This window comes from Halobacillus salinus (assembly GCF_004684905.1).
Taxonomy (GTDB): Bacteria; Bacillota; Bacilli; order Bacillales; family Halobacillaceae; genus Halobacillus; species Halobacillus salinus.
In genome coordinates, this window is sequence record NZ_SRJC01000002.1 from 43,911 (window position 1) to 63,077 (window position 19,167).

General features: G+C 44.7%; 21 protein-coding genes and 1 riboswitch. Of the genes, 5 read left to right on the forward strand and 16 right to left on the reverse strand.

Annotated features, from left to right (window positions below; genetic code table 11):
• Positions 1-8 precede the first annotated feature (8 nt).
• The 3 genes from ribE to E4663_RS10905 form a co-directional block, all read right to left on the reverse strand.
• Positions 9-659 carry a riboflavin synthase gene (gene ribE, locus E4663_RS10895; protein WP_135327637.1) on the reverse strand — a complete coding sequence of 217 codons (651 nt, stop codon included), beginning with the start codon at positions 657-659 and terminating at the stop codon, positions 9-11.
• Between the two features lie 6 nt (positions 660-665).
• A complete protein-coding gene (gene ribD / locus E4663_RS10900; RefSeq protein ID WP_135327638.1) occupies positions 666-1,757 on the reverse strand; it encodes a bifunctional diaminohydroxyphosphoribosylaminopyrimidine deaminase/5-amino-6-(5-phosphoribosylamino)uracil reductase RibD in 1,092 nt (363 codons plus the stop codon).
• 129 nt (positions 1,758-1,886) lie between these two features.
• Positions 1,887-2,038: riboswitch (FMN riboswitch) on the reverse strand.
• Between the two features lie 132 nt (positions 2,039-2,170).
• On the reverse strand, positions 2,171-2,422 hold the full coding sequence (locus tag E4663_RS10905) for a hypothetical protein (RefSeq protein WP_079477873.1): 252 nt from the start codon (positions 2,420-2,422) through the stop codon (positions 2,171-2,173).
• Between the two features lie 563 nt (positions 2,423-2,985).
• Between E4663_RS10905 and E4663_RS10910 the strand changes: the two genes are divergently transcribed.
• On the forward strand, positions 2,986-4,647 hold the full coding sequence (locus tag E4663_RS10910) for a glycoside hydrolase family 13 protein (RefSeq protein WP_135327639.1): 1,662 nt from the start codon (positions 2,986-2,988) through the stop codon (positions 4,645-4,647).
• A gap of 164 nt (positions 4,648-4,811) precedes the next feature.
• Here the strand turns inward: E4663_RS10910 and E4663_RS10915 are convergent, their stop codons facing one another.
• A complete protein-coding gene (locus tag E4663_RS10915; protein ID WP_135327640.1) occupies positions 4,812-5,261 on the reverse strand; it encodes an OsmC family protein in 450 nt (149 codons plus the stop codon).
• A gap of 119 nt (positions 5,262-5,380) precedes the next feature.
• Between E4663_RS10915 and E4663_RS10920 the strand changes: the two genes are divergently transcribed.
• Positions 5,381-6,286: a hypothetical protein gene (locus tag E4663_RS10920; protein ID WP_135327641.1), complete on the forward strand. Its 906-nt coding sequence runs from the start codon at positions 5,381-5,383 to the stop codon at positions 6,284-6,286.
• Between the two features lie 11 nt (positions 6,287-6,297).
• On the opposite strand, the gene E4663_RS10925 is transcribed toward E4663_RS10920, so the two are convergent.
• From E4663_RS10925 to pepT, 7 genes are all read right to left on the reverse strand, one after another.
• Positions 6,298-6,711 carry a GNAT family N-acetyltransferase gene (locus tag E4663_RS10925; protein ID WP_241657194.1) on the reverse strand — a complete coding sequence of 138 codons (414 nt, stop codon included), beginning with the start codon at positions 6,709-6,711 and terminating at the stop codon, positions 6,298-6,300.
• Between the two features lie 32 nt (positions 6,712-6,743).
• Positions 6,744-7,361 carry a hypothetical protein gene (locus tag E4663_RS10930; protein WP_135327643.1) on the reverse strand — a complete coding sequence of 206 codons (618 nt, stop codon included), beginning with the start codon at positions 7,359-7,361 and terminating at the stop codon, positions 6,744-6,746.
• Entirely contained in the window at positions 7,358-7,549 is a 192-nt protein-coding gene (locus tag E4663_RS10935; RefSeq protein WP_079477868.1) for an SE1561 family protein, read from the reverse strand. The genes E4663_RS10930 and E4663_RS10935 overlap by 4 nt, the downstream gene beginning before the upstream one ends.
• Before the next feature lie 221 nt (positions 7,550-7,770).
• Positions 7,771-8,565 (reverse strand): TerC family protein, encoded by a 795-nt coding sequence (locus E4663_RS10940; RefSeq protein WP_135327644.1) that lies wholly within the window; start codon positions 8,563-8,565, stop codon positions 7,771-7,773.
• Between the two features lie 270 nt (positions 8,566-8,835).
• Entirely contained in the window at positions 8,836-8,976 is a 141-nt protein-coding gene (locus tag E4663_RS19790; RefSeq protein ID WP_206663483.1) for a YciI family protein, read from the reverse strand.
• Positions 8,954-9,166: a YciI family protein gene (locus E4663_RS20075; protein ID WP_206663484.1), complete on the reverse strand. Its 213-nt coding sequence runs from the start codon at positions 9,164-9,166 to the stop codon at positions 8,954-8,956. Before E4663_RS20075 ends, E4663_RS19790 begins: the two co-directional genes overlap by 23 nt.
• Positions 9,147-10,373, reverse strand: coding sequence for a peptidase T (pepT, locus tag E4663_RS10950; RefSeq protein ID WP_135327646.1), 1,227 nt, complete (start codon positions 10,371-10,373; stop codon positions 9,147-9,149). The genes E4663_RS20075 and pepT overlap by 20 nt, the downstream gene beginning before the upstream one ends.
• A gap of 122 nt (positions 10,374-10,495) precedes the next feature.
• On the opposite strand from pepT, the gene E4663_RS10955 reads away from it, so the two are divergent.
• Both E4663_RS10955 and E4663_RS10960 read left to right on the forward strand, forming a co-directional pair.
• Positions 10,496-11,572 carry an AI-2E family transporter gene (locus E4663_RS10955; RefSeq protein WP_338323629.1) on the forward strand — a complete coding sequence of 359 codons (1,077 nt, stop codon included), beginning with the start codon at positions 10,496-10,498 and terminating at the stop codon, positions 11,570-11,572.
• A 77-nt stretch (positions 11,573-11,649) separates the two neighbouring features.
• A complete protein-coding gene (locus E4663_RS10960; protein WP_135327648.1) occupies positions 11,650-12,843 on the forward strand; it encodes an MFS transporter in 1,194 nt (397 codons plus the stop codon).
• A 59-nt stretch (positions 12,844-12,902) separates the two neighbouring features.
• Here the strand turns inward: E4663_RS10960 and E4663_RS10965 are convergent, their stop codons facing one another.
• From E4663_RS10965 to E4663_RS10980, 4 genes are all read right to left on the reverse strand, one after another.
• Positions 12,903-13,988, reverse strand: a complete 1,086-nt coding sequence (locus tag E4663_RS10965; protein WP_135327649.1) for a DctP family TRAP transporter solute-binding subunit — start codon at positions 13,986-13,988, stop codon at positions 12,903-12,905.
• Between the two features lie 36 nt (positions 13,989-14,024).
• Entirely contained in the window at positions 14,025-15,290 is a 1,266-nt protein-coding gene (locus E4663_RS10970) for a TRAP transporter large permease (RefSeq protein WP_079477860.1), read from the reverse strand.
• A 30-nt stretch (positions 15,291-15,320) separates the two neighbouring features.
• Positions 15,321-15,878 (reverse strand): TRAP transporter small permease, encoded by a 558-nt coding sequence (locus tag E4663_RS10975; protein ID WP_135327650.1) that lies wholly within the window; start codon positions 15,876-15,878, stop codon positions 15,321-15,323.
• Between the two features lie 203 nt (positions 15,879-16,081).
• Positions 16,082-16,936: a GNAT family N-acetyltransferase gene (locus tag E4663_RS10980; protein ID WP_135327651.1), complete on the reverse strand. Its 855-nt coding sequence runs from the start codon at positions 16,934-16,936 to the stop codon at positions 16,082-16,084.
• Positions 16,937-17,049: 113 nt separating this feature from the next.
• Between E4663_RS10980 and E4663_RS10985 the strand changes: the two genes are divergently transcribed.
• Positions 17,050-17,232 carry an SE1832 family protein gene (locus E4663_RS10985; RefSeq protein WP_176140533.1) on the forward strand — a complete coding sequence of 61 codons (183 nt, stop codon included), beginning with the start codon at positions 17,050-17,052 and terminating at the stop codon, positions 17,230-17,232.
• A gap of 46 nt (positions 17,233-17,278) precedes the next feature.
• On the opposite strand, the gene E4663_RS10990 is transcribed toward E4663_RS10985, so the two are convergent.
• On the reverse strand, positions 17,279-19,150 hold the full coding sequence (locus tag E4663_RS10990; protein ID WP_135327652.1) for a cation:proton antiporter: 1,872 nt from the start codon (positions 19,148-19,150) through the stop codon (positions 17,279-17,281).
• Positions 19,151-19,167 lie beyond the last annotated feature (17 nt).

The following is a 19,167-nucleotide window of genomic DNA, read 5'->3' on the forward strand; positions in this document are numbered from 1 at the left end:
ACCTCTCTTTATGCAAAGCCGTTGTCTTTCAAGAAACCCATCGACACATCAGGCTTCGATTGTTCTGATTGTTGCCCTTGTAGAAAGTGGGCAACATATTTGCCGATCATATCGCACTCGATATTGACGTGATCGCCAGGACCTTTTCCCCCAAGCACAGTATGTTCGACCGTATGAGGAATCAGGGAAATCGTCACCTTGTTTTCTTCTACACCGTACACCGTCAAGGAAGTGCCATCCACTGCAATCGAACCCTTATAGACAAAATAATGTATGATATCACCTGGTAATTCGATCTCATAATAAATGGCGTTCGACTCTGGTTTTTTTGAAACGATTTTTCCGGTTCCGTCTATATGTCCAGAAACTAGGTGCCCCCCGAAACGTCCGCCAGCAGACATTGCCCGTTCTAAGTTCACAGGACTCCCCTGACTTAATTCATTGAGCGTGGTCGCGCGGTATGTTTCCGGCATGACGTCGAAACTTACAGTGTTCTTCGTGTAGTCGGTCACCGTAAGACATACACCGTTTACGGAAATACTGTCCCCGAGCTGAACATCCTCAAGCACTTTCTCTGCATTCAGTTGAAGCTCAAGCGACTCTGTCTTATTTTTCACCGATTTCAATGATCCTATCTCTTCTACAATGCCAGTAAACAAAAAACCTCACCCTTTCTTTCTTGAAACAATCTTAATGTCCTCACCCATTTGTTCAGTGGAAATGAACTCGAACTGTGCAGCTTCAGACAGCTTCCTAATGCCTTCGCCGCTAACAGGGGTCAGCGCTTCTTTTCCACCAATCAGTTTAGGTGCCATATAGGTGATCACTTCATCTACTTTACCTGCCCGGACGAATGCATCCGCCACGGTACCGCCACCTTCTACAAGTAAGGATGTTATGTTCTGCTGCCCTAAGTAGGCAAGAACTTCTTGGACATCCAAAGGTGAATCAGGTTGTTCGATAATCGATACATGTGGGTAGGCTGACAAAGCTTCTTTCTTATGCTCTTCTACTTCTGAACCAACAAAAATCCAGGTCGGGGCTTCCTGTTGTTGTATAAGTTTAGAAGAAGGTGGTGTTTTAAGATGGGTATCGAGTACGACTCGCACCGGATGATTGCCACCACCTACTATTCTCGTCGTAAGCGACGGATTATCTTCTAGAACTGTGTTGATTCCAACTAATATTGCGTCTGACTGATGGCGATATGCATGACCGTCTAAACGCGCCGCTTCTCCGGTAATCCATTGGCTTTCGCCAGATGCGGTAGCAATTTTCCCGTCAAGACTCATAGCGGTTTTCAGCCTTACATAAGGCTCTTTCTTCTCTATATAGTGGAAGAAAGTCTCATTCAAAGCATCCGCTTCCTGCTTTAGAACGCCTTCTTGAACTTCAAGCCCCTCAGACTTCATCCATTCAACGCCTTTTCCGGCTACTTTCGGGTTCGGGTCATGGGAAGCGATGATTACCCGCTTAATGCCCGCATCGATCACGGCTTTTGAGCACGGCGGTGTTTTTCCGTAATGACTGCACGGCTCAAGCGTTACGTAAATCTCTGCACCCTTTGCTTTTTCTCCTGCCATGCTGAGCGCATGTACTTCTGCGTGCGGTTCACCGGCCTTCAGGTGGACTCCCATGCCGACAATCTGATTATCGCGGACAACAATTGCAGCGACGGCTGGATTCGGAGAAGTCTGACCTACCGTCTCCTTCGCCATTTGAATAGCCAAAGCCATATAACGTTCCTCTCGATTCATCTTCACCCCTCCTTTTTATCCAAAATAAAAGACCCTGAAGAAGACATACTTCTCCAGGGTCGTTAACTCAAGCGAATTTTACGTATAGCAAAATAGGACACACGATTTGTGTATCTTTTCCTGCGTCTCGCTATCCTTCTCCCATCCAGACTTTCACTGTCGGCTTTGGAATGTGCACCAAATCAGGGGGAAACGTGCTTCACACTGCTTCCCCGTCGCGGGCTCGGAACAATTTGTTCATTACCGCCGGCTGGGATTTTCACCCGACCCCGAAGGACTCTTTATTCTGTTGATGTATTTTAAATATATATGAAATATGGAAAGTTCGCAATTCATCCGTTTTTAACTTGCCAATGAATGATGCTGTCGATCCCTCGAGCGCGTCTACTCCTTCCATGGAGAATTTTCATTGATTACAATTTATCTAAAACTAAAACCCCGAACTGCTCTGTAAAACGGAACGGTCCTAAGAATCGTTCTACCTTCTCTCTTTCGAACGAAGAGTGCACTTCAACAACTTGAATACTTCTGTTTCTCAATTCACCAATCAAACTGGACGTCAACTGTCTTTTCAACTGAAACACAAGCGAACGATCGATCCGTACGGAGTAATACCCATTAACCGCAATCGAAATGTCATCGAGAAATAGCGTTCGAAATTCCAACAGGGACACCTCTCCTTATTGATTTATCTTCTTTTAAAGGAAAATAGTAGCATGTTTAGTACAAGTATACAACTTGTCCTACTGCTCTCTTTTCTCAAAAATAAAGACAGAACGTCGCCCTTTTCCCAATTAAACTATGTCTTACAAAATCAGGGTGTTTGAAAACGTAAGTAGTAGCTTCCTACTGTCACAACAAGCTTTCCGCCGAGCTCTCGATGACATTTTTGGATACTGGATGAGTGCTAAGTGATCGAAAGTAAATTTAATCACTTGGGAAAGTACTTGTTAAATGGAGCCTGTTAGTCCGGTTCATCCCCCTCCTATTTCCCAGGTTGTCTATTAGCTTCGCTGCTTTTCGAAAAGAACCCGTCTCACCTATTGTCAAAACGGCATAAATCGTTTAGTATTAAAATGCTTGTAAGAAAACGCTTGCACAATACAGGATTTTCACCTCTTTTATCGAATAGTTATTTAAGGGGTTTTTCTTTTAACTTACTATGCAACCGTTTGCATCAATATAAAAATGTATAAATACAATTACACTATAGAAAGTAGGAATGAGCATGGAGAGAGTTTGGTGGAAAGAAGCAGTCGGCTACCAAGTCTACCCTCGTAGTTTTCAAGATTCAAATGGAGATGGGATCGGTGACCTGCAAGGCATGATCGATCGCTTGGATTACTTGAAAGACTTAGGAATAGATTTCATTTGGATCTGCCCTATGTATAAGTCTCCTAAAGATGATAACGGGTACGACATATCGGACTATCAAGACATTTTAGAAGAATTCGGAACGATGGAAGATTTCGACCGTTTGCTTGAAGAAGTTCATAAGCGTGATATGAAACTGATCATCGATCTCGTTCTGAACCATACGAGTGATGAGCACCCATGGTTTATTGAATCCAGACAGTCCAAAGATAACCCGAAGCGCGACTGGTACATTTGGCGTGACGGGAAGGATGGCAAGGAGCCGAATAACTGGGAAAGTATTTTCGAAGGTTCTGCGTGGGAATATGATGAGAAAACCGATCAATATTACTTACACGTGTTCTCTACGAAGCAGCCAGACTTGAACTGGGAGAACCCTGAAGTCCGCGAAGTGCTGTATGATACGGTGAATTGGTGGCTCGATAAAGGGATTGACGGTTTCCGCATCGATGCGATCAGCCACATCAAAAAACGCCCCGACTTACCAGATATGCCTAACCCGAACAATGAGGAATACGTGTCCTCTTTCGATATGCACATGAACCAGGAGGGCATTCATGAATTCTTGCAAGAATTCAAAGATCGTACGTACAGCAATTACGACGTCATGACGGTCGGGGAAGCGAATGGTGTCAGCGCTGATGAAGCGGACCTTTGGGTCGGAGATAATGGAAAGATGGACATGGTCTTCCAATTCGAGCACTTAGACCTTTGGGATAACGATGGCGATAAACAGCTTGATATCGTCGGTTTGAAGCAAGCATTGACGCGTTGGCAGAAGGCTCTTGAAGGTGATGGATGGAATGCCTTGTTTGTTGAGAACCACGACAAAGCACGTGTCGTATCCACTTGGGGCAATGACGAGGAGTACTGGAAAGAAAGCGCCAAAGCGATTGGTGCGATGTACTTCTTCATGCAAGGTACACCATTCATTTATCAAGGCCAGGAAATCGGGATGACAAACGTCGCCTTCCCTTCCATTGAAGATTATGACGATGTAGCGGCGAAAAACCTTTATAAGAATAAAAAAGCACAAGGTATGGAACATGATGAGATCATGGAGATCCTTTGGAACACTTCCCGTGATAACAGCCGCACACCGATGCAGTGGAGCAGTGAAGAGAATGCTGGCTTCACGACCGGTTCTCCGTGGATGAAAGTGAACCCGAATTTCCCTCAGGTGAATGTTGCCGACCAATGGGAAGAAGACGACTCGATTCTCAGCTTTTATCGTGAGATGATCCGTTTGAAGAAAGAGAACGACATCTTCACTTATGGCACTTATGATTTGTTGTTAGAAGATGACATGCAAATCTACGCTTATACGCGCACCCTCGGTGATCAAGTCGCGCTTGTAGTGACGAACTTAACAGGAGAAGAAGCTGACTTCCAATCAGGGCTTATGTTTTCGAGTGAACAACTGATTTTGAGCAACTATACCGCGGAAGAGCATGATGTTGTTTCTTCTCTTCCACTGAAGCCGTTCGAAGCACGTGTTTATTTGATAGAAAAGTAGGTTAGGGCACTTTGTTCAGGCGTTAGGGCACTTTCGATTGGAGTTAGGACACTTTGCAGTCACGTTAGGGTACTATCCAATCAAGTTGCGGCACTTTCGCCGGGCATCAGGACACAATCAACCTTATATAAAAAGCTCCTCACATAAGTGGGGAGCTTTTTTCGTTAGGATGTAACTGATGTGTCTGGCTGCAGTTCTAATTCTACGTTTCCTTCTATAGCCCTTGAGATCATGCAGCTCTTTTCCGCTTTTTCAACAAGACGGTTCAGCTGACGAAGGTGTCTTTCTGTTGCGCCTGCTTTCAGCACGACACGTGGTTTGTGAATGATCTTCTTATAAGTGATGACACCATCCGTCACGTCGACAACGCCTTCGGAGTCCATATCCATCTCGTGAAGCGGCAGATCCGCTCGTTCAATCATAGCAGCAAGACTGATGATGTAACACGTAGCCGCTGCTCCGAGAAGCATTTCGTCTGGATTGGTGCCGACATCCGGCCCATCCATCTCTTTCGGAATGGAGACCTTCGTTTTAAGTTTATCCGATTCGATATAGCCGACGTTATTTCTTCCGCCCGGCCAATCAGCTTTTAAATGAAAGTGGTGCAAAGTCATGATTATCACTCCTCTATTTTTCATTGTAATCTCTCATAGGAAGAGAAGGAAGTATTCTGCTGAAAAAAGGAGATTAGATGGAAGAAGACGAATAAGTACGAGGAAAAGGAGTGAAGGTAATGAAGGTATTGTCACGAGAGAGATATCAAGAAGCAAGACGTTTCATCCAATCCCACGGGCGGGATTTAGAAGCAGCTGTACTCACGGAAGATGCATATGGGATCATTCAAGCACTTGCCCCCTATCAGAATGAGGACGGTGGATTCGGGAACGGACTTGAATCAGATATCAGACTCCCCCACTCTTCCGCTATAGCGACTTCTGTTGCCTTGCAACACTTGAAAGAGATCGATACATACGACCAGGCAGATACGATGATTCAAAAAGCCGTCGTGTATCTTGAGAGAACATTCGACCAACAGCGACAAGGATGGTTTGCTGTTCCACCCGAGGTGAATGATTATCCACATGCATTCTGGTGGTCTGTCCATGAAAACGGCCAGTCCTGGATCGATGCAAACTGGGGTAACCCCTCTGCGGAGTTGATCGGGTATTTACTCCGGTACCGTACTTATACGGAATCCCTTCCTGTCGACCAGCTGATTGATCAAGCAATTGGCCACTTCCTTTCGTTGGAAGCTTTTGAATCGGAACATGAGCTGTATTGCTACCGCAGGTTATTCACGATGCACCCGGAATTATACTCAGAACCTTGCCGAAACCAAATGAAACGCGCTGTAGAACAGGTCATAGTTCGCAACGAGGAACAGTGGAAGAATTACGTGCCCTTTCCGTTGAAGTTCAAGCCGGCTCCACAAAGCCTCGATGTCGGTCTTACTGATCAAGATGTGCAACAGAACCTCGATTACTTTGTTGATGCATTAGAGAAAGAAACTCATATCACGCCTCCTTGGACATGGCAAAGAGACGAAGATGCCTGGCCTAAGGCCAAAGAAGAATGGCAAGGCGTTCTCACCTTAGAAGTTCTTACGTATTTACGCAACTTCCATCGAATCCAGTCGTGATGCCCAAGGCATCACGACTTTTTCATTCTGATAAACGGAAAGATACTTCCATTCGTCGGCTGCATGAATTCTTCGACATATACAAATCCGACTTTTTCGTAAACCTTTATCGCTCGTTCATTAAACTGGGCCACGGACAACGTGAACATAGACGGAGCATATTCCTTCTCAGCAAACTGCAATCCTCGTTCGATGAACTCCCTCCCCCGTCCTTTACCAGTCCATTCGGGGTGCATACCAAGTCCGACGTCAATCCCCTCTCCAGTAGGAGTAAAAGTGAAGAACCCAATCAACTCATCCTCTTGATAAACGCTGTATGTATGAGGATTCCGGTCTTCTTCTGAAATGAATTCTTCATAATCTTCTGCGTCCGCCGTTATATCATAAAAGCTGTATGGCTCCGGGTAAGACCATTGTGCGATCATTTCTGCTTCTTCTTGAGTAATGGGCTGAAGCTTCAATCCGCTTCCTCCTTCTTCATTAGAATGTAGGATAGTAATCCAATAACCGGAATCAGGCCGAGCCAATGACGATTATTAGATCGGTTTTGCTTGCTCTCTCTCCAGAATATCACATATATGGATAGCAAGGTCAGAACGACAAAATCAACCGTCATGATATGGACGAATTGAGACACTTGGAAAGCTTGGGTGTATAGCGCGGCGCTCCCCTGGATCATGCCGTAAATCATCAACGCTATCGTCCCAGCAAATAGAAGGGACTTCAGACCAATGGATTGTAAAAACTTCAGGAACACGCGTGGAGTTCGCACCTTCCTCACCGAATTTCCGGAAGAGATAAAGAAATACGGAATCAGAGCAAAGGCTCCCAGCATGAATGACCCTATAACAAACGGCCAGGCCGGAACTCGACTGTCATCTTCACTCAGTAAAACGACGGCGAAGGCAGCTGGGTAAATCCCCAATAGGCTGAAGACCGTAAGCAGCAAGGGGTCAGGATCATCCATTGTCATCAATTGCTGCAAATACCCTTCATTTCCATCAGGAGCTAGGAAAACAGCATAGATGATAAATGCAACCCAGCATATAAAGAATAATGCCCGCCGACTTGTCATGACTGGTCCCAATCCTTCTGGAATCGCTCCATCTTCATTTGCAGCTGTTGAATCATATCCAGCACGCGGTTGAAGTCTTCCATATCAACGGAGTCTGCATCCATAGTCGAGACGACCTGGTTCAACATTTGAATACGGTTCTTAATGTAATGAAATTGATCACTTGGATTTTGTGCTGCTTTTCCCATGTGTCATGACCTCCTTTTTTCTATACTTTACCCTTGTTCATGAAAACCAAAAACAGAAAAGCCTTTTGGTTTCACTTATATATTGTGAGGCGGTGTTGGAGAAACGATTCTCTTGCCCCAGGCCCGCGAGCCTCCTCCCTCCCTTTCGTTCTTTCTCCGACATCTTTATCATAATAAGCGTGAAACATCTAAACCTAAATAGAGCAAAAAAAGCTGCAGAGTTATTCTGCAGCTTTTGTTTCCTTCTTCGGAGATAAGAACCATCCTAGTGCGGCGATGACAACGAGCACGGAATAGAAGAATACTTTCCACAACGCGGAATGAGCGAAATGCTCATCAATAACTTGGATGTTCGGGTGTGCCAATGTCGATACGACGAGCTTCACACCTACCCAGCCCACAATGACGAAGGCTGCGACTTCAAGCCCTGGTCGGGACTTCAACAGGTTGACGAAAACGGTCGCTGCATATCGCATGATGATGATCCCGATCATACCACCGGCAAGAATGACGGCGAATTGACCACCATCAAGGCTCCCTACATCAGGAAGTGGTGTTTCAGGCAATGCTACAGCCAAGGCTACTGCGGCAAGAATCGAATCTACAGCAAAAGCAAGGTCTGCTAGTTCAACCTTAAGAACTGTTGCCCAGAATCCTTTGCCACGCTCAAACTCTGCATCTTCCGGTACTTCCTCATCATCTTCTTCCTCTTCCTCTTCTTTGCCTCGTTCCCTCCATTTATCGACTAAATGCTTAATAGAGATGAACAATAGATAGGCGGCACCTATCGCTTGGACTTGCCATACGTCCACTAGGAACGAGATGATGAACAGAGAACCGAATCTAAGTACAAACGCACCGAATAGTCCATAAAATAGAGCCTTTTTACGTTTTTTCGGCGGCAGGTGTTTAACCATGATGGCCAAGACAAGAGCGTTATCGGCAGCGAGAATCCCTTCCAAACCAACTAGTACAATTAATACCCAACCATACTCGATTAATAATTGCGCATCCAAATGTAACTCTCCTTTATAAAAAAAATTGGTCCCTACCAAGACGGTAAGGACCAATAAGACAGACCTTTACCGCTTGAGGGTAAAGGTCTCGCTAACAACGTACGTTGCCAGTAAAGCCGGGGTATTATCCCGAAGTGACGACTTTACTGTAGCAGCTACTCCCCTTTAGGAATTGCTAAATTCTATATCCATCATAGCATGGGTCCCTATTTTGTCAATGATTGCTTTCTAACATAATTCACAACCTTATTATTAAGCAATTTCTCGACATTATTCAGGCCTGTTGTCAGAGCTTAACGCTAAGTGAAAGGGGAACACTTCCCCTTTCATGATGCCGTTTTTAATGGCTGGGTCTTGTTCCATCATCTCTTTCGCTTGTACTTCGTCATCAGCACGAATCAGTGATACCAAAAGAGGACGCCGCTTCATTCGTCGTTCTGCCCGCCATCAGAACCCTACCTTCTTCCGTCCATCTTTTCAAATGCTGGAAGTGGGTACCTACGACCTTTTCATCTGCTTCGGTCCAATTATCATCATTCCATAAACGTTCGACCAGCTGCAATTTATATAGGAAATCCACCTTATTTCTCCATTTCCTCAAACAGGCGGGCAATCTCTACAATCGTTCTCGCAGCTTTTTCCATGTTGTCTACAGAAATATATTCGTATTTACCATGGAAGTTCTCCCCGCCTGTGAAAATATTCGGCGTCGGCAGTCCCATATAGGATAGTTGAGAACCATCCGTTCCTCCACGGATCGGTTTTACTAGTGGTTCAATATCCAAGTTTTCCATCGCTTCATAAGCTATGTCCACAATGTGTTTAACCGGACGGATCTTGTCACCCATGTTGTAATACTGATCCTCCACTTCAATCGAGATGCGCTCCTCCCCGTATTTCTCTTTCAACTGAGAGGCGATTCGCATCATATTTTCTTTCTTATGGGCGAACTTCTCCTTATCGTGATCACGAATCAAGTAAACAAGGCTCGCCTCTTCCACATCGCCTCGGAAGGAATTAAGGTGGTAAAAGCCTTCATACTCTTCCGTGTTTTCAGGTGCATCTTCCGGAAGTTGATTTTGGAATTCAATCGCAAGTTTCACGGCATTCACCATTTTATTTTTAGCTGTTCCGGGATGAACGCTGTTTCCGTAAAAATGAACTTTTGCCATTGCCGCGTTGAAGCTTTCATATTGTAACTCACCGAGAGGGCCACCATCTATCGTATAAGCATAAGAGGCTCCGAACCGCTCTACATCAAATTTGTGAGGTCCTCGCCCGATTTCCTCATCTGGTGTGAAGGCTACACGGATATCTCCATGTTTCACTTCCTGATGATCGATTAAATAGTGGAGCGCCGTCATGATCTCCGTGATCCCTGCTTTATTGTCTGCCCCAAGTAACGTGGTTCCGTCGGTCGTGACAAGGGTATGCCCCTCATATGTAGACAGTTCAGGGAAGTCTTTGACAGAAAGAACGGTATCTTCATTCAACTGAATATCCTGCCCGTCGTAACGGTCGATAACCTGCGGGCGCACATTTTTCCCGGTAAAATCCGTTGCAGTATCAATATGGGCAAGGAAACCAATAACCGGCACTTGTTTGTCTGTATTAGAAGGAAGAGTCGCCATAACATAAGCGTTCTCATCTACTTCTACATCACTCATGCCGATCTCCTTCAGTTCCTCTACCAACTGATTCGCTAGTGTCCATTGTTTTTCCGTTGAAGGGGTGGAAGTACTTGATTCATCGGATTGCGTATCGATTTTCACGTAGGATGTAAAACGATCTAGTAGTTCTTGTTTCATTTCGTCAGCTCCTTATACTGTTTCCAACAAAATTTTGGTATGCTTACATTATACGTCTTTATACAACAAAGGAAAAATAGACCTACTCCACGAACTAATTAAAGATACTATTACATAAAGGTGTGTCGAACTTGATTCATAAACGATGGTTTCAAACGCTCGTTGCAGCAATATTGGTCTCCTTACTCATTTTGCTTTTGAACAAAATTTCCTTCTTCTTTCAACCCTTTGTCACCTATATCGGAGCAATCGCCGTTCCACTTATAGGAGGAGGAATCCTGTTCTATCTATCAAGGCCGGTGCTGCACTTACTAGAAAAGTACCGCATATCAAGAATCGGTTCAATTGTGATCATATTCCTTCTGTATATCCTACTCGGTTTCTTGATTGTACAATTCATCGCTCCTATTGCACAGGAGCAGTTCACAAGACTTGCGAATAATTTGCCTCGCATGATTGAAATGCTGGGCGAGACGATTACGTACTGGCAGCAGAACCAGGGAATCATCCCTAGTGAGTTTGATGGGACAATCGAGAATGTGATTAATAACTTGCAAACGTACCTTCAAGACGCTTCAAAGATTGTCATCAACGTCATCAGTCAACTGATCGGGTTCGTCTTCGCCCTTGTATTGATCCCGTTTTTCTTATTCTTCATGCTGAAGGACGGGGAGAAACTGACGCCTTTCATTTCACAGTTTCTCAGCAAGCGAGCAGGAAACAGTTTTAGGAAGTGGGCACATTCTGTAGACCAGACGTTACAAGCTTTCATTATCGGGCAAATGACAGTCAGTGTAGTAGTTGGACTCCTGCTCCTTGTCGGCTACCTGATCATAGGTCTACCGTACTCCTTGACTCTTGCGTTATTTGCGATGCTTATGAACGTCATACCATTTGTCGGTCCGTTCCTTGCTGTCATTCCAGCTGCCTTGGTGGCGTTCTTCCAAGACCCGATCCTGGTCGTTTGGGTAGCTGTCATCATGATTGTCGCTCAGCAAATTGAAGGGAACTTCGTTTCTCCGAACGTGATGGGTAAAGCATTAAGCATCCACCCACTGACAATCATTACGCTTATATTGGCTGCGGGTGGTCTAGCAGGATTTCTCGGCTTAATTTTCGCTATTCCTGCCTATGCTGTCATCAAAGCGACAATCAGCCATTTCTACCAAGAATGGATCGATCAGCGAGAACAGACATAAACATTGTGAATACGACAGAAACCCGCTATGCTTAATCACATAGCGGGTTTATTTTTGTCGAAAAGGAGGAACAACTCATGCCCTCATCATCTGTCCCAAAGCTTTGGACATGGCCTTTTATATTTCTTGTACTTGCGAACCTTTTTACATTCATGAGTTTCCAAATGCTTTTGCCGAACCTCCCTCCTTACATAGAATCGATTGGAGGAAGCAATGTTCAAATCGGCTTGATTACAACGACCTTTGCTTTCGCAGCCATACTGATCCGACCATTTATCGGTCACCTTCTATCTACCAGACCACGAAAGGTTCTTGTGCTGATCGGGTCGATTGCTTTACTAATTATGACCGCACTTTACCCTATCACTCAAATCGTTACCGTTCTGCTCGTGATCCGCTTCATCCACGGAATTGCCTGGGGATGGTCGACGACCGTCAACGGTACCGCAGCTGTTGACTTGGTGCCACGCAGAAGGGTCGGCGAAGGAATGGGATATTTCGGACTGTCGGTGACGATCGGGATGATCATGGCCCCGAGCCTCGGTATCTATTTGTATCAGAATTACACGTTCGACTTACTTGTTTGGATTTCTGTCGGACTCGGAATCATCGCAGTCGCCCTTTTCTCTGTCACAAGCTTCGTCACTCCAAAGAGCGTGTATGAAAATCAGAAGAACCCTCAGAAGTTCTCCTTCTTCGGATCGCTCATTGAAAAGAACAGCCGCTACCCGGCTTTAGTGACACTGCTTAATACATTCGGTTACGGTTCTGTCGTGACCTATATCGTTATTTTCGGAAACGAGCAAGGCCTTTCCGGAACGTTCTTATTCTACTTCTTCAATGCCGTACTCGCGACCGTTACAAGGCCGATCACCGGGAGGTATTTCGATAGAAAGGGACCTTGGAAGTTGATTATGATCTGCTCGGTCATCTCCTTTGCTGCGATGTGGGTTCTATCCTTTGCCAGCAGTAACCTCCACCTCATCATCGCAGGTGCGTTGTTCGGTATCGGATTCGGTTCGATGATGCCTGCCCTACAGGCATGGGTGATTTCCAAAACGACAACGGAGCGTAGTGGTATTGCGAACGGGATGTATTATTCCTCGATTGACTTGGGTATCGGTTCAAGCGCCCTTATCCTAGGATTCATCTATCAATTCGTCGAGACGGCTACACTGTTCAAACTATCCAGCTTCCTGTTCATTGCCGTATTGATCCTAACTTTCTTAGACTCGAGAAAACAAGTAGAACCATGGCAATCAGTCCAGTAAAAAAGCATTCACCTCATAAGTAAAAGCCCGGAGCAAATGCTCCGGGCTTTTCTCTGTCGTTATTCACCAGCTGAGCTGATTTCTTCTTGAAGTTTATCCAGGATTTCTCCGTCTACTGTTGATACATTCTCACGGTAGAAATCACGTACAGGCATTGCTTTGTCTTTGAACATTTCGCGTTGTTCCTTTGTCAATTCAATGACTTCTGTCGGATTTTCTTCATCATTCTTGATTGTCTCTAACCATTCTTCGTTCTGAGATTTCTGTTCTTCGAAGACCCATTCTTGCATTTCTTCTACTGTCTCATCTACCATAGCTTTCATATCATCGTTCAAGCCTTCATACCACTCCGTATTTACCGTTGTCATCGCAACGTAGTTGTTGTGGTTGGAGACCGTCATGTAATCTTGTACTTCATAGAACGAAGCATCTCCGATGAAGAAAATCGGGTTCTCTTGACCTTCTACTGTACCACGGTCAAGCGCCGTATATAGTTCAGACCAGCTCATTGGTGTCGGGTCTGCATCGTACGCTTTATAAGATTCCAAGATCAGTGGTGACGTTTGCGTACGCATCTTGAAGTTCTGGAAGTCAGATGGCTCTTCCAATGCTGTACCTGAAGAAGTCCACTGCATCGCTCCTTCTGTCCAGTAAGAAAGTGGAGAAATGCTATATTCCTCATAGCGTTCACGAAGATCTGTATTCAGTGCTTCACTCGTATTCAAAATTTCTTGCGTCTTTTCTACATCGTCAGGGAATAGAAAATGCAAAGCAAAGATTTGTCCTTCTTTAACCATGTTTCCAGTAAAACCAGGAGACATTACAGCTAACTCAACAGCTCCGTTTTGAAGCTGCTCTACTTGGTCTGTTTCACTTCCAAGCCCACCGAATTCATATACATCGATGTTTACAGCTCCATCCGATTTCTCTTTCATTCGCTTAGCGAACTCTTCTGCATATTCATATTGAACCTGGCCATCCACTTCTTCTGTTACAAAGCGCCAGTTATACGATTGACCGTCGCCTCCATCAGCGCTTTCGCCGCTGTCTCCGTTTCCACTGTCCCCGCCACATGCTGCGAGAACCGTGCTCAACACGATTAGGATCGCAAGAATCCAAACATTTTTAGTTTTAAAAATGATCATGACCTCCCCAGTATTTTTATGAATACTCCTCTCTTCTTACAAAAGAATGAGAGAAAGTTGTTCAAAGAATATCAATAATATAGAAATAGCAACCATCATGATGATGTATGGTGGTGTACCTTTGATAACTTCTAAGTATGGCTTATTAAACACCGCACTGGCGGTAAATATGTCAACGCCGAACGGTGGTGTTGCTGATCCCAATGCCGCTTGGAATGTGATGACGACACCTAAGTGAACAGGGTCGATCCCAGCATCCATGGCAGCAGGGTAGAAAATAGGTGTTAATACGAGAATGACAACAATCGGGTCGACGAACATACACCCAACGAAAAAGAAGATTGTCACCATAAGGAGCACATATACAGCACTAGGGTCTGTCCCAAGTACCGTCTCTGATATCATCTGCGGGATACGCGCGAAAGAAATGACCCAAGTGAAAGCTTGTCCACCTGCTACCAACACGAATACAGCGGATGTGACAAGTCCCGTAGAGCGTGCGATTCTAGGTAACTCCTTCAGATGGATCGACCTGTAAATCAAGACTTCCAAGATGAATGCGTACAGAACCGACATCCCCGCTGCCTCTGTGGGACTGAACAGCCCTGAATAAATACCTCCGATAATGATTATCGGAAATCCGAGAGGAAGTAATGCCTTACGCGTAAGCTCGATCCTCTCCTTCCAAGATGCCTTATTCGCAAGTGGGATATCAGCCATCTTGGCATAGATGACACTATAGATAGCAAAGCTCAAGAAGACAATGATTCCAGGGATGATACCTGCGATGAACAGGTCCCCCACCGAAGTTCCGGATACAAGGCCATAAATGATCATCCCGATGCTTGGTGGAACTAGTAGCGCCACGTCACTTGAGTTGATAATTAGAGCCATTGCCGTCGGGTCTTTATACCCTATCTTGAGCAAACGCTCCCTCATTGGTTTACCGATGGCTACAACCGTTGCCTGTGTAGAGCCTGAAATCGCTCCGAACAAAGTACAAGCTGCGGCAGTCGTGACGGCATATCCACCTCGAATATGACCGATGAATGAACCGATAAAGTCAAGGAGACGATTGGATGTCTTCCCTGTCGTCATAATATCTGCTGCAAAAATGAAAAGCGGTACAGCGAGCAGAACATATGGTTCAATTCCTGTAGAGAATTGCTGCATTAAAATCATAGGGTCCAAGTTTGGGAAATAGATGAACATGACGATCAGTGGAGCAATCATCAATGGAATCATCATCGGGAAATTCAATAGTAAGAGGACCACCATGATGGTTAGTAAAGTCGCAACCATAACGTTATCCTTTCTACTGCTAGATTTTAATTACAAGTGCGTTTCTTCCATGATGTCTTTTTTGTCTTGGTCGTTATAATCCTTTGCATCTGTGCCTATATATACAGCCTCCCGGTCTCGAATATTGATCCACATATTGCGGAGGAACTGTACACCTCCTAGGAAGAACCCTATTGGAATGAATAGATAGAGGTAATATTTAGGCATCTGCAAAGCTGAGGTTACCGTTCCATCCTGGTAGACATTTTGTACGTACAGAGCCGAATAATATGTAAGTACAAATAGAATGACCGCTGTAACCAATGAAATGAGGATCGCAAGTGCTTTACGGAGCTTAAACGGGGCCAAGTCATAGAATGCCGACATGCTGATATGGCGCCCTTTCCTAGCTGCATAACTAATACCCATAAACGTCGCAATGACGATAGCAATTTGACTCACTTCATCCGCAAAAGGTGGTGTATAGCTGAAGATTGCCCGGCTCAGAGCCTTTCCTACTACCATGACAGCGATGATAATCACAGCGTAACTCAGAATAAATTCTTCAATTTTTACAATTGCATTGTCCAAAAGCTTTAAGGCTTTCAAAGAGGTACGCCTCCTATATGTTGAATTTAAGGTCAGTTACTAAACATCATATCGAAAGTCCTATCCAACACTCAAACAAGTTTATACAGAATAATTTGTTTTCTTTGTCAAAAAAAGAACATTTCGAAAACTTTTTAGACAGTAGATGGCATTATCGTCTTAATCCCTACGTTATAATACAAAATACTCCAAATTTAGTCATTTCAAGTTTTTCTCGAATGTAAATGGTAGACAATAGAGTTTCCAACCCATCTGTATCCGATCTTCTGATAGATGGAATTCGATGTAGCGTTATCCATATCTGTATATAAAGAACAGAATAGAAATCCTTTTTCGAGGAGGTACTTGGATAGGTGGTAAGTCACCAGACTCCCATACCCTTTCCTCTTATGTTCATCCGGTGTAAACACAGCGTTGATTGTAGCACCATTCAGCGTTTCCCTAGCTCTACATGCCATAGAGACTGGTATACCATTGACCGTCCAGAAAAACATCTTCTCCTTCTCGATCATGTCTGTTGCTAAATCCGATGCTTGCTCCTCGATATGCGCTTCCCCTACTTCTTTCCCGTATTGTAAGAACCATTTCTTAGCGAGGGCAAGGTCACTCTTTTCAGCCCTTACGAAATTCCCTTCTCTATCTGGTGGTGTGGCGAGCTTCTCCAACTTGTAGATTCCCTGTCTCATATGCAGGTTAGGTTCGAGGTTTCCTTTGCTATGGCAAGCTTCGATGAACCACTCGACGGCCTGTTCCTCCCCAAGAACGCCAGGGATATCATATTCGTGGTCTAGCAAGTATTGCACAAGGTGCTCTATTCCAGCTTTCGATGCCGTTGAAATAGATGGAAGAATCCATAGATGTGGAGGGGTCCTCATCGTCATGCAAGTAGTCTTTCCTGCTTCTTTTATGTATAGCAAATAAGGGGCAAGACTGCTTTCTTCTTGATCCATTCCCCTGAGAAGACCCAGCGGCAAATTGTTCTCCGCTTCCCTCTCTACTAATAGATGGTTCACTTCCGCTTTGAACCTGTTCACATTTGACTCTTCAATTATATTCATCTCTACATTCCCCTTCCCTTTCGAACTCAAACCTTTTTTGGTAAAATTCTGAAATGTAAACCTATTATAGTATGTTGACACATCCCCTACAATAGAAGAAAGGAGTGATTGTCGTGACCAAAAAGGAAATTCAGGATCAAATTACTTTTTTGAAGTCGGACTACATCCGTATTCAAGGCGATTTAGATAAGCTCGAAGCTGCAGGCGGGAATGTCCAAAGAGCGGAAGCACAGCTAGAGCGTATGGAAAATGAATTAAAAGAACTGAAGAAGCAGTTAGCTGCAGCTGAGGCTTAAATAGTATAAGAATGAAAAAACGTCCAGGGAACCCCTGGACGTTTTTTCATTCTTTATCTTGCTCTTGCTTCTTATTCTTTTCATGACGGTGTTCTTCTAACTTTTCTTGGATTCGTTCGAACTCTTTGCTAGGTGGCGTCAAGGAAACGACAACATCACCAGTCTCCGCTTTCGGTTCGATGTCATGGCTGAAGAAGTCGATTTTCCCAGTCGGTTTCTTGATGAACAAAAGGAGTGCTGCATCATCGATATTGGCTAAATACTTCTGGTAAGTATATTGTTCCGTGATATTCGTCTTCCGGAATACATAGCCGTTCTCTACCATCGTATTCAGTTCCTCAAAGGACGCTCCCTCTTCGAAAAGAATCCTACCACCAATCGTGTGGACCAAGTCCTCTAGGTTATCGCCTTCCCGATTACTCAGGCTCAACTGGAACGAGTTGTTGCGCCCGAATTCAGGGACGAAGGTCGTGCAAACAAGAGCATTGTAAGAATCTAGCTCTGTCGCAGCAATCAGATATTCATATGGTGTCATATCCAAGTAGTACTCTGTCTGTTCTGACAGAATTTCTCCATGGTAGGACTTCACTCCTCTCGATCTCGCACTAGAAAGGCGTTCCCACGAAGAATCTGAAATCAACACAGGTACTTTCAGCTCTTCTAATGTTTTAGCAAGGCCTGTAGAGAAGGCACTTCCTCCTGAAATCAATACACCAGGCGGGCCCTCTACGGAAAGACCAAGCTTCTTCGATAACCATCCGATGGTAAAGCCATGCGCAACAACCGTAGTAAACACGAGAGCGAACGTAATCGAAATGAGAATCGAAGCATCCTCAAATCCAGCATCCAAGAGGACACTAGAAAAATAACTCGCTACGGTCAAAGCGACAATTCCCCGCGGGGCAATCCACCCTACTAGAAGCTTCTCAGACTTCGATAAGTCTGTACCCCACGTAGAGGTGAAGATCGACAGCGGTCGAACTATGAACAGCATCAACAAGACGAATGCGATCGTCCGGAAGTTGAAGATCTCAAGCAGCGTCTCTTGAGTCAAGGATGCCGTAAGCATTACGAAGATCGTGGAAATCAGCAACAAAGAAATGTTCTCTTTGAAGTGTCTCATATCCGCTATCGAAGAAATATGCATGTTCGCAAGTGTCATCCCCATCGCTGTAACGGAAAGAAGTCCCGTTTCATGGGTGATTTCATCAGCAATAGTGAAACAGGCAATGACGACTGTAAAGACGACAGGAGATTTGAGGAATTCAGGTACGTATCCTGTTTCAAACATCCATCCTACTCCCTTACCACAGGCAATACCTAATATAACGGCAAAGATGGAAGCAAGGAAGAACATTAGAAGGGAGGATGGATTCACATCCGTACCTTGTATGAACACGATAATTTCAAAAGCAAATACAGCCAATAGCGCGCCGATTGGGTCGACAATAATGCCTTCCCACTTTAATATCTTCGCTGGACGCGGCTTGAGCTTCGCCTGTCTGAGTAACGGTAGAATGACGGTCGGTCCTGTTACAATGAAAAGTCCACCAATAACAAAGGCTACAGCCCAAGACAATCCAGCTACGTAATGGGCAGCAAGCGCCCCAAGAATCCAGCTTATAAAAGCGCCAAAGGTTACAATACGGAATACAGGTCGCCCAAGCCCTTTCACTTCCTTAAAGTCAAGGTTCAAGCTTCCCTCGAATAAGATGACGGCTACCGCCAGCGATATGATCGGCTTAAATAAATCTCCGAAATCTTCCTCGGGATTGAACAAACCAAATACCGGACCTGCCAGTAACCCCACAATTGACATGACGACAATCGCCGGTAAGCGAAAACGCCAAGCCATCCATTGTGACGCAATTCCCAATGTACCTATTATCATGAATTCCAATAGTAGTGAATCGATCATTAAAGGCTCCCTCATCT